14 protein-coding genes are annotated in these 15,250 nt (G+C 42.8%); 3 read left to right on the top strand and 11 right to left on the bottom strand.

What is annotated here, in order from left to right:
- Nucleotides 1–77: 77 nt before the first annotated feature.
- Entirely contained in the window at nt 78–659 is a 582-nt protein-coding gene (sodB, locus tag AB1S55_RS08285; RefSeq protein WP_370981337.1) for a superoxide dismutase [Fe], read from the bottom strand.
- Between the two features lie 328 nt (nt 660–987).
- On the opposite strand from sodB, the gene AB1S55_RS08280 reads away from it, so the two are divergent.
- Complete coding sequence (locus AB1S55_RS08280) at nt 988–2,937, top strand: winged helix-turn-helix domain-containing protein (RefSeq protein ID WP_370981336.1); 1,950 nt, start codon at nt 988–990, stop codon at nt 2,935–2,937.
- Nucleotides 2,938–2,958: 21 nt separating this feature from the next.
- Here AB1S55_RS08280 and AB1S55_RS08275 read toward each other — a convergent pair whose 3' ends face one another.
- From AB1S55_RS08275 to AB1S55_RS08255, 5 genes are all read right to left on the bottom strand, one after another.
- Nucleotides 2,959–4,041 carry a formylglycine-generating enzyme family protein gene (locus AB1S55_RS08275; RefSeq protein WP_370981335.1) on the bottom strand — a complete coding sequence of 361 codons (1,083 nt, stop codon included), beginning with the start codon at nt 4,039–4,041 and terminating at the stop codon, nt 2,959–2,961.
- Nucleotides 4,042–4,250: 209 nt separating this feature from the next.
- The gene (locus AB1S55_RS08270) at nt 4,251–5,591 is read right to left on the bottom strand and encodes an ATP-binding protein (protein ID WP_370981334.1); all 1,341 of its coding nucleotides are present in this window, start codon (nt 5,589–5,591) and stop codon (nt 4,251–4,253) included.
- On the bottom strand, nt 5,572–6,267 hold the full coding sequence (locus tag AB1S55_RS08265; protein WP_370981333.1) for a response regulator: 696 nt from the start codon (nt 6,265–6,267) through the stop codon (nt 5,572–5,574). The genes AB1S55_RS08270 and AB1S55_RS08265 overlap by 20 nt, the downstream gene beginning before the upstream one ends.
- Complete coding sequence (locus tag AB1S55_RS08260; RefSeq protein ID WP_370981332.1) at nt 6,267–6,623, bottom strand: DUF3019 domain-containing protein; 357 nt, start codon at nt 6,621–6,623, stop codon at nt 6,267–6,269. The genes AB1S55_RS08265 and AB1S55_RS08260 overlap by 1 nt, the downstream gene beginning before the upstream one ends.
- A 106-nt stretch (nt 6,624–6,729) precedes the next feature.
- Nucleotides 6,730–7,551 (bottom strand): MipA/OmpV family protein, encoded by an 822-nt coding sequence (locus tag AB1S55_RS08255; protein ID WP_370981331.1) that lies wholly within the window; start codon nt 7,549–7,551, stop codon nt 6,730–6,732.
- A 178-nt stretch (nt 7,552–7,729) separates the two neighbouring features.
- Here AB1S55_RS08255 and AB1S55_RS08250 point away from each other — a divergent pair, with 178 nt between their 5' ends.
- Both AB1S55_RS08250 and AB1S55_RS08245 read left to right on the top strand, forming a co-directional pair.
- Entirely contained in the window at nt 7,730–9,781 is a 2,052-nt protein-coding gene (locus tag AB1S55_RS08250; RefSeq protein ID WP_370981330.1) for a TonB-dependent receptor plug domain-containing protein, read from the top strand.
- 90 nt (nt 9,782–9,871) lie between these two features.
- Nucleotides 9,872–10,534 carry a hypothetical protein gene (locus AB1S55_RS08245; RefSeq protein ID WP_370981329.1) on the top strand — a complete coding sequence of 221 codons (663 nt, stop codon included), beginning with the start codon at nt 9,872–9,874 and terminating at the stop codon, nt 10,532–10,534.
- Nucleotides 10,535–10,561: 27 nt separating this feature from the next.
- Here the strand turns inward: AB1S55_RS08245 and AB1S55_RS08240 are convergent, their stop codons facing one another.
- The 5 genes from AB1S55_RS08240 to AB1S55_RS08220 all read right to left on the bottom strand — a co-directional run bounded on the left by AB1S55_RS08240 (nt 10,562) and on the right by AB1S55_RS08220 (nt 15,197).
- Nucleotides 10,562–11,188 carry a response regulator gene (locus tag AB1S55_RS08240; RefSeq protein WP_370981328.1) on the bottom strand — a complete coding sequence of 209 codons (627 nt, stop codon included), beginning with the start codon at nt 11,186–11,188 and terminating at the stop codon, nt 10,562–10,564.
- The gene (locus AB1S55_RS08235) at nt 11,181–12,302 is read right to left on the bottom strand and encodes a sensor histidine kinase (protein ID WP_370981327.1); all 1,122 of its coding nucleotides are present in this window, start codon (nt 12,300–12,302) and stop codon (nt 11,181–11,183) included. Before AB1S55_RS08235 ends, AB1S55_RS08240 begins: the two co-directional genes overlap by 8 nt.
- A gap of 19 nt (nt 12,303–12,321) precedes the next feature.
- On the bottom strand, nt 12,322–12,765 hold the full coding sequence (locus tag AB1S55_RS08230; protein ID WP_370981326.1) for a DUF2141 domain-containing protein: 444 nt from the start codon (nt 12,763–12,765) through the stop codon (nt 12,322–12,324).
- 111 nt (nt 12,766–12,876) lie between these two features.
- Nucleotides 12,877–14,106 carry an ABC transporter permease gene (locus tag AB1S55_RS08225; protein WP_370981325.1) on the bottom strand — a complete coding sequence of 410 codons (1,230 nt, stop codon included), beginning with the start codon at nt 14,104–14,106 and terminating at the stop codon, nt 12,877–12,879.
- Nucleotides 14,103–15,197: an ABC transporter permease gene (locus AB1S55_RS08220; RefSeq protein ID WP_370981583.1), complete on the bottom strand. Its 1,095-nt coding sequence runs from the start codon at nt 15,195–15,197 to the stop codon at nt 14,103–14,105. Before AB1S55_RS08220 ends, AB1S55_RS08225 begins: the two co-directional genes overlap by 4 nt.
- Nucleotides 15,198–15,250 lie beyond the last annotated feature (53 nt).

Raw genomic sequence — 15,250 nt, 5'->3', positions numbered from 1 at the left:
GACCTATTGGTCGCTCTTTGTACAGGCCAGAGCCGAATCAAGTGAAACTTGAAACGCCCCTAAAGCTGAGTGCTTACTTAAGCGAAGTTCGCGTTTACGAACTCCCAGTTAACCAAGGCCCAAAATGCGTCCATGTAAGCAGGACGAGCATTACGGTAATCGATGTAATAAGCGTGCTCCCACAAATCAACGGTAAGAAGAGGAGTAACACCTTCTTCAGTCAAAGGCGTCGCTGCATTTGAGGTATTAACGATAGCGACAGAACCATCGGCGTTTTTAACTAGCCAGGTCCAGCTTGAGCCAAAGTTGTTAATAGCTGAGGTGGTAAATGCTTCTTTGAACTTCTCGAAAGAGCCAAAAGCAGCAACAATTGCATCTGCAACCGCACCACTCGCTTCGCCACCAGCACTCGGAGCTAGGCAATTCCAGTAGAAGCTGTGGTTCCAAATTTGAGCAGCGTTATTGAATACGCCACCGCTTGAAGCTTTAACAACTTCTTCAAGGCTTTTACCTTCAAATTCAGTGCCCGGAACCAAGCCATTAAGCTTAGTAACGTAAGTTTGGTGATGTTTGCCGTAATGAAACTCAAGCGTCTCTTTAGAGATATGTGGCTCAAGTGCGTCCATTGCATATGGAAGTGCGGGTAATTCAAAAGACATGGAAGGCTTCCTTTTGAGTAGTGTAATGGGCATTCGCCCCGTAAAATTCCGGCGTAATAATAGCAAACTTATTGCGCTCAATCAGAATTGATTACAGCTATGTGCGATATAGCCCAAAGCAATCACATCACTTAACCTGCAGAAACTAAGCGAGACCAGCCGCACCAAGGCAGTGCAATATTTAACAAAACAGAACAGGCGCCCAGCTCATTCGTACTGTAATATGCCCAAACTCAATTGCAACAACAATCCGATATAGCTTAGGCATCACGAATACATTCCCATTTAGTCGATAAACATCGATTCAGTACTGAGTTAAATACTGTAAATGATCTACCTATTTGATAACTTTCGCTTCGACAGCAACAAACTAACGCTCTACAAAGATGACAAAATTGTAGATATGCGTAGTAATGAAGCGAGTTTATTAGCTTTTCTACTAAGTGCACCAGACACCATTTTGAGCAAGCAAGACATACTCGATACGGTGTGGAAAAACAAAATTGTCTCTGAGCAGGTTGTATTTCAAAACATCAGTAACCTTAGAGCACGCTTCGGCGAAGCGGCTATTAAAACCTACTCTCGCAAGGGCTATCAGTGGCAAATTCCTAGCCAACAAGCCAGCGAAGCCGATATTTCAAACAACGATAAGCCATTCACAACACTAGCCCCAAGATCAAACGCGGGCGGCGGTGAGCAGAATAAAGAGACAAGCAAGCTAAATGCAGGCATCTCCAAAAGCACGATTGCTATAAGTGTACTTGTTATCACTGTACTATTTTTGAGCGCTATAAGCTTAATTGGAATAAAGCTATACAATAATACAAGCAGCCAAACTCAAATAACTACGAAGATCAGCGTACTGCCATTCCTATATACATTTACAAACCCAGAAAAATCAAAAAAAGTGCAGCAAGAATGGCGACTATCGTTAGCTAAAGATATGCCATATACCGTGTTCACAGACAGTTCCGTCACAGGCAAAGAATTTAATAACGCCCCCGATGCTTATTTCAAAGATTTAAACAAAGAAAATGCAAGCAGCTTGATCTTAACGGGTTCATTACGTGAGAAAAAAAATCACTACATGCTCAACTTCAACCTATACGGCCGCCTAAACAAAATAAACGCATACATCTCGGCCCCGACAGCCGAGGCACTGAGCCAGAAACTTGAAACACAACTAAACAACTTAAGAAGCACCGGCATTGCAGAGTCTCTTAATGAGCGGCACGTATTAAATATCGCTCAGTTGCAATTGGCCTATGAAAACAATACAAGCAGCCTTATTTTACTCTCTCTATTTATAGATAGACTCATTCAAACAGAACAAAGGGACCGAGCCCTTATTCTATCGGAAGAATTACAGAAGCAAGCAACTAGCCAAAAAAACGCTTATTACCAAGCTATTGCTCAACTCAAGCAGGGCCAAGTACTTTCTGAAAAAGGCGTTTATGCCTCAGCAGATAAGCACTTACAACATGCTTTAAGCATCGCAACAACAGAAACCAACCACAAGCTGCAATCGGAAATATACACGGCAATCGCCACCTCCTTCCTTTTTCAAAAGCAATACCCAGAGATTAAAAACCATTTAATTAAAGCAAGCGCAAGTGCACAACAAGCAGGAGAAGAGCTACTTGAGATACATGCCTACGCTTATCTTTCTGTGCTTGCGATCAAACACGGTGAATATCAAGACGCTGACACATATCTTGAACAAGCAGAACTGCTCTTAAACAAGTATCGCCTGCCGCAAGAACATTACGCAGTCATCTACTTTTTAGAGGCGAGAAAAGCACAAAACGAACAGCAGCAAGAAAAGGCCTACCAACGAGCCCTCTCTCTTTTTACAAAAGATCAGCATTCTTGGGTAAAAGATGTAGCGACCATGGAATACACAGAGTTGTTAATTAGCCAGCAACGCTTTGATGACGCCCTAGCTCTATATGTCGACGAAAAAACCGGTAAAAACAATTATAGCGGTACTGAACACTACCTTTTAGCTCGCATTTATTACCAGCAAGCTAAGTACGAGCTTGCCAATTCACATGGTAAAGAAGCCTTTAAAGACATTACTTTAAATGGCAGAAAAACGTCCGCACTAAACTCAGCTTTATTGTTATTTAAAATAAACACGGCGCTAAAAAACAGCAACGAAACCTATAAATACAAAGCGTTTATTGAGAAAGAAGCCAACGATTTTTGGCTTAAATATAATAAAAAAACCCTAGAAGAGGCGGGGCTAGCTATCGAACAATTGCAAAGCGGCACTTAAATATAAGTGCCGCTTTGTGCTTTAGCGTTTTTTCATACGACTTAAGCGCTGCTCTGCCTGAGCATTAGCTAGACCTTGCTCAAAAAGCTCATTCTGTTTATCTAAACTTAATCCATTAGCATTAGGCTGAGTTTTATCACGCTTACCTATCACATTCACTGACTTGCTACTTTGCTCACCAACTAAATCAAGAGCCAATCGCGTCCCCTCCAGTGAGCCTATAAAATTAATTGGCAAATAATTAGTGCGTTCAAAAGGCCAAGGAGCCCAGTGCCAACTCCCCCCTTTCAGCCCCACTTTAGAGCAAACAAATTCACGCCGATCGGTTTGATCAGAGTTTAGATCACTAGCCGGCTCACAATCTTTTATATATTCCGTAATATTACCGAGCATGTCGTATAGGCCAAAAGGATTTGGTTTATACATACCAACAATAGATACAAAGCCGACACCATCATCACACGCCAATGTTGGGTTATTGTAAGTCTCCGTTTTATAGAGCGCGCCATAATGTAACCTGGCTTCACGCTCCGCGCTTTGCTCTGCAATATTGGCATAGTCACAAATTGCAGCGTCTTCCCCTTCATCTGTTTCGCCCTTAGCGCTGTGATAGAAGGGGTACTCCAAACCCGCACTTGCAGCATAGGCCCATTCATGTGCCGACAGTAAACGATAAGACTTGCCGGTAACCTGGCTCAACCATGCAGCGTAATCGCTTGCAGCCTGCCAACCAATACAAGTAACAGGGTCATAATCTTTTTTATTCAACGCGTTATTCGACCAACTTCCCTTAGTTGCCCCCAAGGAGTACCAAGTGCCTGTAATTTCATGTACACACTCAGTTGGAGCGGAATAAGCGGTGCTCGCTACAAATAAAGCAAACTCTTTATTTGTTAACTCATATTTTGACACCATAAAACTAGGGATATGCACTTTAGACTTCTCTTCCCCTGGTGCATGAGGCAGGCTCAAGCTACCTTTAGGAATCTTAACCAAAGCAGGCTCGATAAAATATGGGGCAGACCAAGACAACAGACTAACACTGAAAAAAAAGCACAGACTTAGCGCTTGAATATACAACTTAAACATAATGATTATTTCCACTTTTTAACCCTAAATGGCCGCTTGATGGCAACCACAACCATTTCGGAAAAGTAGATCAAAATTATTTATGCAAAGTCCTATCTCTTTTATATCTTCGCCAATATAGAAAAACAATAGAAGTATTAACAATACAGAGAACAGCAAGTCTTAGCGTTTGTATAGGAAAAGCAGGGAAATTTAAGTTAGACCATCTAGCACAGGATTTACGCTTAGCCCTTAAGGCCAAAACCTAAGGTCACTTGGGCTCCAGCTAAGGTCTCCGAGCGTGAAAAGTTCAAGGTAATACCATGCAAACTAGCTATACGCTCAACAATAGCCAAGCCCATACCGTGCCCCCCCTTATCACTACGCCAGAACGGCTTACATATGTGCTCTAGCTCATCAGGGTTAAAACCAGGGCCATCATCTTCAATAATGACCAACACCTTGTTCTTATTTACCTTGAAGCTTATATTCACCCGTGCTTTTGCAAAACGCACCGCGTTACCAATAATATTAACGAGCATCATATTCAAGTAAAACTTATCGCCATCAACCGTATAATCTGCGCTATTAACAGTGGTATCCAATTCAATCTGAACGTGTCTATTCTCATTGATGTCTAGCAAATAACGCTGGCATGCACGCTTCAAAAGCGATTTTAAATCTATTGGTTCAAGCGACAAAGTCAAAGCATGGTCGTCCAAACGAGCAAACTGCAATAAGGTTTCAATCAGCGATTCCATCGCTTCGAGATCTAAGTTGATACGCTCAAGATACTTCTCTCGTTGCTCTGCACTGTCACTTGAAGCCAAAGCCTCAAAACCAAAATGCAAACGCGCTAATGGCGTTTTTAAATCATGAGATACCGCTCTACTTAATAGCTTATTATCACTTAATAAGGCCTGAATTCGATCGGCCATACGATTAAACTCGCGCTCGAGTTCATAAACATAAGACCAAGAGTGACTCGACATACGCGTATCAAGTTGCCCTTGCCCATAAGCCTGAGCGCTGTCTTTTAAGTGCTTAAGGTCACGAATTAAAGGCCACAGCCACAATAAGACAACCAGCGAAATAGAACAGTAAAAAATCAAAGTAAATAATAAACGGGGGGACCAGTGTTGAGGTACTTCAGCAGGAGCCAAGGTAAGCACAAGCACCTCATTACTAGCAGCTAAATAATAATGTGCAAAAATGCCATCATCGCCTTCAAGCACCAAGGGCTGTCCTTGGTAGAAGCTCTTCGATAAGCTCTCTGGAATAGGGAAATCTTGCGCACTCATTAGATAAATAAACCACGAAGGATTTGCCGCTCCCTCATCAACCGGGGCAAACTCTAACGCGGCTTCACTTAGGCGCCTGCGCTCCTGCTCAGGCATAGCAGAAACATAAGCAGCAAGCTGTTCACCAAGCTCAATATAGTGCTGCTGGGAAGAGACAAGATCATCAGGCTTAGCAACACGGTCGTAGAGATAGTTCAAACCCAATCCCAACACCACACAAGCCAGTACGACAGTCAGTAATAAAGAGAAACTTAAACGCCTCATATTACCAAGGCTCTGCGGCAAACAAGTATCCCCGCCCCCAGACGGTTTTTATACGAGCACCTGCTCCAGAGCTGTCTTGCAGTTTTTTCCGAATGCGAGAAACACGAACATCAATCGAGCGATCAAAGCCGTCGTATTCAATACCCCGCAACTGCGCAACTAGATCTGTACGAGAAACCACATTGCCCGCATGCCGAGCTAAAGCCCACAATACATCAAATTCATTTGAACTTAAGGCTTTGTCCTCACCTTTTAAGCTTACCCTTTTCGACAGGGAGTCAATGTTCAAATCACCAAAGATCAAACTAGAGTCGAGCTGAGAAGAGTCCACATTAGAGCGGCGTAAAAGGGCTTTAATACGCGCAAGTAATAAACGCGGCCGCACTGGCTTTTGAATGTAATCATCGGCACCCAGTTCAAAACTTAAGATTTCATCGCCCTCATCACCCGATGCCGTCATCATTAAGATAGGGCTGCTATAAAATTCACGCAGGGCTTTACATACTTCAAAGCCATTCTTTTCAGGCAGACAAATATCCAAGACCACTAAAGCAGGCTTATCTTCCTCAACCAACTCAATCGCCAAATCACCTCGGTTAGCAAGGCTAACAAAAAAACCGTGCTCAGTAAGATAATCAAAAATCCACAAAGCTAAAGACTCATCATCTTCAACAACCAAGATATGTTGCTTTTCCATTAGAACAGTCTCCAGCCAGACGATATTTTTTTACTGCGTTTATACACCCAAACTAAATCTAACTCTGTACTTGCAAGTTCCTCTTTCGTTTCCATATCGACCAAGAAAAACCAACTACTTTGCTCTCCTGAAAACTCATAATGAAATTCTGCAGCCGCTTGTTTCTGCCAACACTTTAAGGATTTTTCATCGGCTAGGCCACCCTGCCTCATAAATAGACAAAAGTGCCCGGTGCGTGTACTTTTCCAGCGAAAAAGAATATCTTGGTAGCAGCGCTGACCTCGGTGCAAAGCAATACAACGCTGCGGATTTAACTCTAAGCTGACAGACTCAAACTCTGAGGCAACAAGTTTCACAGGCAGGAACAAACTACACAGCAATGCTAAGTAAGCACAAATAGAAAGCCCCCTCCTTATAAACACAAAGCGGCGAAAGTCGCTAAACAAGTAACTATGCATAAGCTTAAAAAAAGACATAGTTTAAAGTTAAAAAGGCGTAGCCTTGGTTGTAATCATCAACTAATGGGCTCTCGCGAATAGCATCGGGAAATTGCTTAGCCCCGGCATAAGCTCGAAATACAATTTTTTCACTTAAAGGGTAATCGGCACCAAGCTGTAGACTTAAGTGGGTAGACGCAGGCGCATAAAATTCGGGTAGCGATGACAAGTTTGACTGAGAATCAACACCATACCAATAGTTGTTTGTTTTTTCTGAGCTGTATTGAGCACTAACAATACCGTGAAACAACCAATTTCTGTACTGCCAAGCTCGCCCTGCGCGAAGGGTGCTGACCAAACCATTGTCTTGGTAAATATCATTTAATAAGCGGTACTGAAGTACATAGTCATTTAGATAATGAGTGACTCGAAGGCCTGCACCACTGTACAAGGTATTGCGCGCCAACGGGCCAGCATCGTCATCGATTAACTCCCCCGATATACTCGCTACCAGGAGATCAAACAACCAACTTTCGTTATTCCATAGATTAAAACCAATATTTAAACCATCCTCAGAACCCTGTGCAGCCTCGAGGAAAAGTCGCTTATAACGAAACTCACCAGCAAAACTTAAATCAAGAACCCAAGGCTCTTCATGCTCTTCATAGACTTTCTCGGGCGTACGAACATAACCTAAACCAACACCTAGCTCTAAATAGCCACCATCGGTAAGCTCATGCTGCCCCTGATTGCGCACACTATCGGCAATATCCTGAGCCACAAGAGGAAGGCTTAGGCAGGCGCCCACCAAAAGCAGTGTGGTGTTCAATAATAAAAAACGCAGCATATGCCACCCTTCTGTCTATATAGAAAACGCAGTGTAAATAAGCCCGCAGGGTAATTTGTAACAGATTGTAAACACGAAATAAGCAAAACGAAGGCTTACACACATGTTGTTACAATTTGCCAAAGGCAGTTTAGTTATTCTTTAAACCATACTGCAACCGTTAATAAGGAACTAAACCATGTTCAAAGCCCCGTTACAACTGATGAGCTTTGGCCTGCTTTGTAGCTTGAGCAGCTTCACTAAAGCTCAAGAAGATACGGAGTCCAATACACTAGAAGAAGAAACCATCGTGCTAGGAAGGCTGCGCCAAGGAGACTATAGCTTTATCACCGAAGATACAGAAAAACTAGTTGAAACAGCTGGTGCCTTAGGCGACCCACTGGGAGCCGTTTTTTCCTTACCCGGTGTTGTCTATGGCAGCCAAGGTCAAGAGCCCGCCGTGCGAGGCTCAAGCCCTGCAGACAATGCTTATGTTGTTGACTTTTTACCTGCCACTCATATCTTCCATGAGTTTGGTGTCTCGGTCTTTAGTGAATTTACCTTGCACAGCTTTGACATGTATTCAGCAGGTTTTGGCCCTGAATACGGCAACGCAACCGGAGCTGTATTTGACATCCGGCTACGCAAACCACGCCAGCAAGAGCTAAGCACAGTGATTGATTTCTCCATGCTGCGATCGGGCATTTTTGTTGAAAGCGCTGTCACAGAGAATTCTGCATTTTACTTCAATGTGCGCCGTAGCTTCCTTGATCTTTTTATACCCGCCGATGAGTTCTCGGATGAAGAAGAAGGCATAGTAATGAAGGCGGTGCCCAAAGATCAGGACTACCTACTTAAATACAGCTGGGACATTAACGAGTACAACAACCTCAGTGTCAGCGCTAATGGTGCTGGCGATAACGCTGCCGCAGAACTCACCGAAAATGCAGATTTTGTAGCAAGCAACCCAGACTTCGCCGGTGACGCCACACTAGACAACAGTGCACAGGGGCAGAGTATCGTCTGGCAGCGTCATGACGATCAGGAGCGTAAATTAATTCTGGCTGCAGGCAACCTAGATGATACCGAAAAACTGCGCTGGGGGGACGACTACAAGCAAGATCTCGACTACAGCCAGCAAACTCTGAAGGCAGATTATAGCCATCCACTTAACACTCAATTAGCCTTTAGTGTTGGCGGTCAGTACTCAAATAATGAAATAGCCTATGATGTCGACCAAATTCTATTTGTGTGCACGGAATTTGACCCCAACTGCGATGAAAGCAGGCGTGAGCGAATCAAAGAAAAAGACAGCCAAGGCTACATAGAACAATATTATTTCTTCGACACGCAATGGACTCCTGTTGAACGCCTAAGCATAGAAATCGGCGCTCAATACCAAAGTAATGACTACACCAATGAAGACTTTGTGCACCCTCGCGCCTCTGCAAGTTTTGCTTTAACAGACAGTACTCGCCTTAGTGCCAAAGCAGGTAGCTACAACCGCTTTCCCGACTTCGAAACCGTACTTCCCGAAACCGGTAACCCAGATCTCCCCTCACCCACAGCCCAACATTACACGCTGGGAGTCAGCCAAGACTTTGGTGATAACTGGAATTTAAATATTGAGACCTATTATAAAGAATTGGAAAATCTGCCCTTAGCCCTAGATGCAGACAGCGATACTCAAGACCAGCGCTATATTGCTGATACCAGCGGCACCGCTTACGGTGTTGATATCATGCTGAATAAAAACTTAAGCGATAATTGGTATAGCTGGTTGGCCTTAAGCATGGCCAAGAGTGAACGTACCAATGGCCAAACCCTAAAAACCCAAAATTATAACCTTGATACTCCATTAATTTTTAACTGGGTTATGAACTGGCAAGCCACAAGCGCATTAAACCTAGGCTGGCGCTGGTCAATACGAAGTGGTGAAGCCTATACTCCCATTGTCGGTGTACAAGAAAACCCGTATTTTGAAGACTCTGTCTTACCCATCTATGGCGAAGCATATTCAGAACGCCTGCCTAACTACAATCGTTTAGACCTAAGAATGAAATGGGATTTCCAAAGCTTTGGCAAAGACAGTGCCCTTATTGTCGACATTATCAACGCACTTAATACTCAAAACGTAGAAGAGCGAAACCTAGACTACAAAAAAGTTAACCAACCAGGCGATACCCCCATTACTGTTGACACCATTGGCCTTGGGTTAACACCCGCACTGACCTACCGCTTAATACTGTAAGAATCTCTTCCGCTAGATACTAGTGGCTTTCCAGAGTGACACAAATATTGCTATCGTGTCTCTCTGGCTTTTTTAGCAAAAACTAGCACTATGTTTATTAGCGTACACACTCAAGATCTACTGCTTTATCTTCCAGCAGGCTTAGCGGCCCCTTTACTGCTGTTTTGTTTATACAGAGCCCAGTGGCCAAGCTTATTCCAATCAAATGCTCGTGTGCACTTAGCAGCCGGTTCCTGCTTGAGCCTTGGCTTATTATGGAAAATGCTAGCTCTTAATATCAACGATATATTTCTATTAAGCTTAAACTTTGTAGTAAGCCTAAGTTTAATATTTGGCTTTTTCTTTACTATTATCATCGGTGCCATATCTCTATGTTTCCTGCACTTAATCAGCCCTCTTCCGTGGGAAAATATAGCCTTCCACTTTTTAATAAACGTTACCGTTCCTGCAAGCGTCGCGACACTGAGCTTAGTAATATTAGAACGCACAGCAGCTAAAAATCTATTCCTCTACACCTTAGGGTTAGGCTTTATCGGTGCCATGGCGGCAAGCCTTGCCAGCGGCCTTAGCAGTTTGGCCATTCTATATTCACTCAACTCCACCCTGTTCTGGCCAACGTGGGACCACGCGCAGTACTTTTTCCTGCTTGCCTTCCCACAAGGATTTTGCAACGGCATGCTAATTAGCGCCCTAGCGATATGGCAGCCCGAACTATTAAAAACCTTTGATGAAAAACGCTGGTTTGGGCACTAACCCCAACTTACTAGTGCTACCAATCTCTTAAATTAAACCGTGGTTAAGAGCAGTAAGCACCGCTCGGGTTCGGTCTCTGGTGTGCAATTTAGCGAGGATATTCGAGATATGATTCTTAACCGTGCCCTCGGCTAAAAATATACTCTTAGCTATTTCTTTGTTAGAAAGACCACCTGCAATAAGCTTTAGTATTTGTAGTTCTTTCTGAGTTAAATCTTCAATGGTCGCTGGGCGATCAAAACCTTGATTAAGTTCATTCATCACAACCGGCTCAGCAACAAAGCCGCCATCGGCAAGTGTTTTAACTGCATCAAGCAACTTAATAAGAGAGACGTCTTTTAACAGAAAACCATTAGCACCAGCTTCTAGACTCTGCATAAAAAGATTTTGATCATTAAAGGTGGTTAGCATCAATACAGCAAGCTGATTACCACGACAGCGCAAGATCTGAAGCAGCTCAATACCACTCATTTTAGGCATGCTAATATCAAGCAACATGACATCGGGCTGAGCTTCCTCTTTATTAAGTCTATCTAGCGCCTGCTCACCATTTTCTGCTTGCCAGAGAATATGAATATCCTCACTAAGATCTAATAAACCCGCAATGCCCTGCCTGACCAAGTGTTGATCATCGACTAGTGCAACCTTAATCATAAGAATCCTCCGCCTGAAGCCTTAACAGGCACCCCTGTTTGGATTCCGAACAAAGCTTCGCTTCTCCATTAAACCGAGCCAACCTTTCATTCATTCCTCGCAAGCCGCTACCTAGAGCAAGCTCATTATCTAAATTCAAACCAGAGCCATCATCCAATAACTCAAGCTTTATATGAGTACCATTTTTTTCGCAGCTTAAACTTAAGTTGCTCGCAGCACCGTGGCGAAGGGCATTACTAATCCCCTCTTGTAAACAGCACAATAACTGTTGATTCAAAACACTGGATTTAATCTCTACTTTAGATACAACAACTAGCTCTAAGCTAGGCAGTTGGTCAACTAAAGCCATCAAGCGCTCATATAAATCAAACTGCTCCTCATCGCGAATCTCTTTCACCACCTTGCGGACATCATTTAATAAATCCCTAGCAAGCAACACATTATCTTGTAGCAAGGCTTTATGCTCAGGTGCAACCTTATGACTAGCCACCTCTAAATTCAGCGACAGTGCCGTAAGCTGATGGCCGATAACGTCATGTAAATCCCGAGAGATACGTAGACGCTCTTGTCTTTTAGATGTCTCCTTTAGTATAAAGCGTGTCGCCAAAAGCTCCTGATTTAATAGGCTCAACTCTTCTTTTGCCCTTGCCTCCCTGAGCGCAAGCTCTAATGTTGAATAGCCAAAAAGCTGCAAGACCAAGTACAAAAGAACAGAAAACAAAGCATCCGCCTCATGAAACACATACAAAACAACAAGATGCGCCAAAGATATAGCAGCTATAGATAATAAAGCCTGTTTTCGATTTAGAACTATCGGCAATTGTGCTGCAATCAAGACAAACAAAATAGCAGAAAACTGAAACTGATCATTCGTAAGCAAAAATAGAACCAAAACAAGCTCTAAGACAATAAGCGCTTTATTTCGAGAAATATTCTCCCCTTGATTTGATGATACCAGCAGGGAAAAACAAACAAAAAATAGCAAAAAGGCAAACGCTCTAACTACAAATACACTATTAAGATCTAAGTTCTTTAGCACCAAAAAGCTTACGAGCAACCACGCCACAAAACCAGAAAAGTTTAATAGCCAATTTCTCTTAATATTTTCATACATCTTAGCTGCCTACCTTTACTTAAAATAAGGTGATACTGATGCTGGTGTCGCCGTCGACTGTGAAGCGTGACTTTTCATAACTAGGTTCACCAAAGCGCCCCTTGTTGTTACTAAAGCCATAAGCTTCTTTAGGGATAAACCCCGTTATATTGTAATCAAACTTATTATTATCATTCTCATCTTGATACATTTTAATCGCGTAGTCTCCTGAGGCCAACGCCTCAAAAACAACCAATTCTTGCTCACCCGCCACTTTAACCTTGGCATATTGACTAGCTGTATTCGATTTATACGAAGCTGCATCAGTGTACAGAGCCACCATCAAATGCCCCTGTCCCTGCTTAAGCCCGCTTACATTAACAGTTAACTCTGCTGAAGCAGCTGCTTGAGATAGACAAGTAATGCTAAAACCCATGAGAATAATATTGCTTAGCCTTGAAGATAAATATCCTATAATTTTCATAATAAGCCCTACTTTTGTCTAGTTAGTTAATACAGAGGAATCACCTCCACTGCAGAAAAAGTTTAACTAAGCATGTCTCTAAACGCAGGTGCCAAAAGTCACATATGAAAATTAGTCTCTTAGGGCATCAACAACCGATAAACGCATGGCTTTAATTGCCGGTAACAAGCCACCAATAATACCAATCAACAGTGCCAGTGATAGCGCTTTTAGCAGCAAGCTTAAATCTAGATCAAAATTAAACATTAACTGGCTTAAATTAACGGTATTGTGGGTTGTGGCTGTCCAGCCATCAAAAACGACATACAAAGGCACCATGCCAAATAAAGCCCCTAGAAAAGCAATAAAAATTGACTCGAAAAGTATTGATGCCGCTATGGCAAAAGGACCAAAGCCAATGGCCTTCTGGGTTGCTATTTCCTTACTTCGACTCGCAACAGCACTGTACATTGTGCTTAATGCCGCAACCATAGCGCCAATAGCCATAATAGCGGATACGGGGAAACCAATATAACGAACCAATCTTGTTAAACTGTCAGCCTGATCGGCAAAGAATACGCTTTCTGAAGTGACTCTAATATTTAAACGAGGGTCCTTAGCCCACTCCGCCCTGAGCGCATCTAAATGCTTTATATCTGTTAATGCTAACCTAATAGTTTGCACACTGGGCCCACGCTGATAATCACTCTGCAATACTCCAAGATCAGCCCATAACTCAGATTCAAAAGCACTATTTTGATCAGAGAACACACCAGAAACTTGCCATTGCGCCCCAGCTAAAGTAACCGTAGCCCCAAGCTTAAGGTCGGGGATACGCCGAGCGACCGCTTTACCTATGATGAGCTGCCTTAACCCCGGGGTGAAAAAACGGCCTTGCTCCATATTAAAACCTGGACGAAATTGCAAAGTGCTAAGGCTAAGACCTCTCAGTGCCAAGCTAGTACTTAAGTCATGCCCATCGCTGTCTTCATAGGCTAATTCTGCACTGACGAATAACTCAGCTGAGGCTTTTGCATGCCCCGACTCATCTCGAGCAACGCTTGCATTGTCGGCAAGAATCTTTAGCTCATTGAGAAACATAACACTTTGCAACTCGGATACGGACCCTGCACGCATTACCAAAACGGTATCCTCCATGCCTGAATGGTCTAAGGTTTTCATCATACCCTCGACCATAACAAGCACACTTAGAATCACTGCTGTCACACAGGCAATACTAAGCATACTGATCAACGATGAGCTAAGGCGTAAAGGAAAGCTACGAGCATTAGCCAACGTCAGCACGTACGCTTGCTTAATAAAACCACATACATCACGATCATAAGTATGCTTCATAGTCATAAGCCCTCGCCTAAAGACTGAGTAATTTTTAATTTTTTAATATTAAACGCTGTTAATAAGACACAAATTAAAGCTGTAATATTCACCAAAGAAAAAACAACAAGATAATTAAAGACAGAAATAGACATACCAGGTAAAAAACCATTGCTGTACGACGCAAAAACAACAATAGCAACATGAGCACTGAGCAAACCCCAAAAAGCAGCTGCAGTTAATAGCAGTAACGACTCTAAATAAACCAAACGAATTAAATCAAACGAACTAAAGCCCAAGGCTTTCATCATTGCCAGTTCATTTATCCTATCCCTGACTGACTGCCCAGTAGTATTGCAAACAATAAGCAATAACGTGAAAAAAACCGCTGCACTAACCAAGCGAATCAATACCGCCATATCAACAAACTGCTGAGCTTGCTCTTTTGCAAAAGCTTGCTCGGTAGAGCTTCTTGTTTCATAACTAGAGTGCATAAACTGTTTATCGACGATACTGACAAGCTGGTTGAGGTCCACACCATCATCAACCAGTGATGAAAACCAACTTGCTGTATAAGGCCCATATGCTCTTACGTCATCAAAGTAATCATGCCTTAACAAAACTCGCTCATCATTTGCCAAGTTATTATTCGCTTTAACCACTGCGACTATTTCAAAGTCCCAAGTAAAACTACCTTCTTGAGTCATCCATATAGATGAACCTAAACGCAAACTTTGACCAAGAACCCAACCATGCCTTTCTGCTAGAGCCTTACCAACAACAACACCATTACGTTTCTCTTGCCATCTTTGCAGCGAACCTTCTACAAAAAGGTATTCATCAAACACGTCAAAATAATTGCTATTATCTACAGCCAAAGCAGCCAATCGGCCTTTTTCATCTTTAAAGAAACCGCCAAACCAAGTTGAATATGTAACCAAAGACAAGCCATGTATTCTTTCTAACTTTTGCTTATAGTTAATAGGCAGGCTTTGGGACAGTGAAATTTTGTGACTTGTGATCAGCCTATTCCTATCAATATCTTCAAAACTTGCCGTAAGTGCAGTATTGATCCCAGACAAAGATGAGAACAAAAAAAACGCAACAAACACAGACATACTCGTTAAGGTGAGCCGCGACTTATTACGTTTATAGTTTCGCCAGACCAACA

It is taken from the genome of Agaribacterium sp. ZY112 (assembly GCF_041346925.1).
GTDB lineage: Bacteria > Pseudomonadota > Gammaproteobacteria > Pseudomonadales > Cellvibrionaceae > Agaribacterium.
This window is presented reverse-complemented; position numbering and strand designations above follow the sequence as displayed.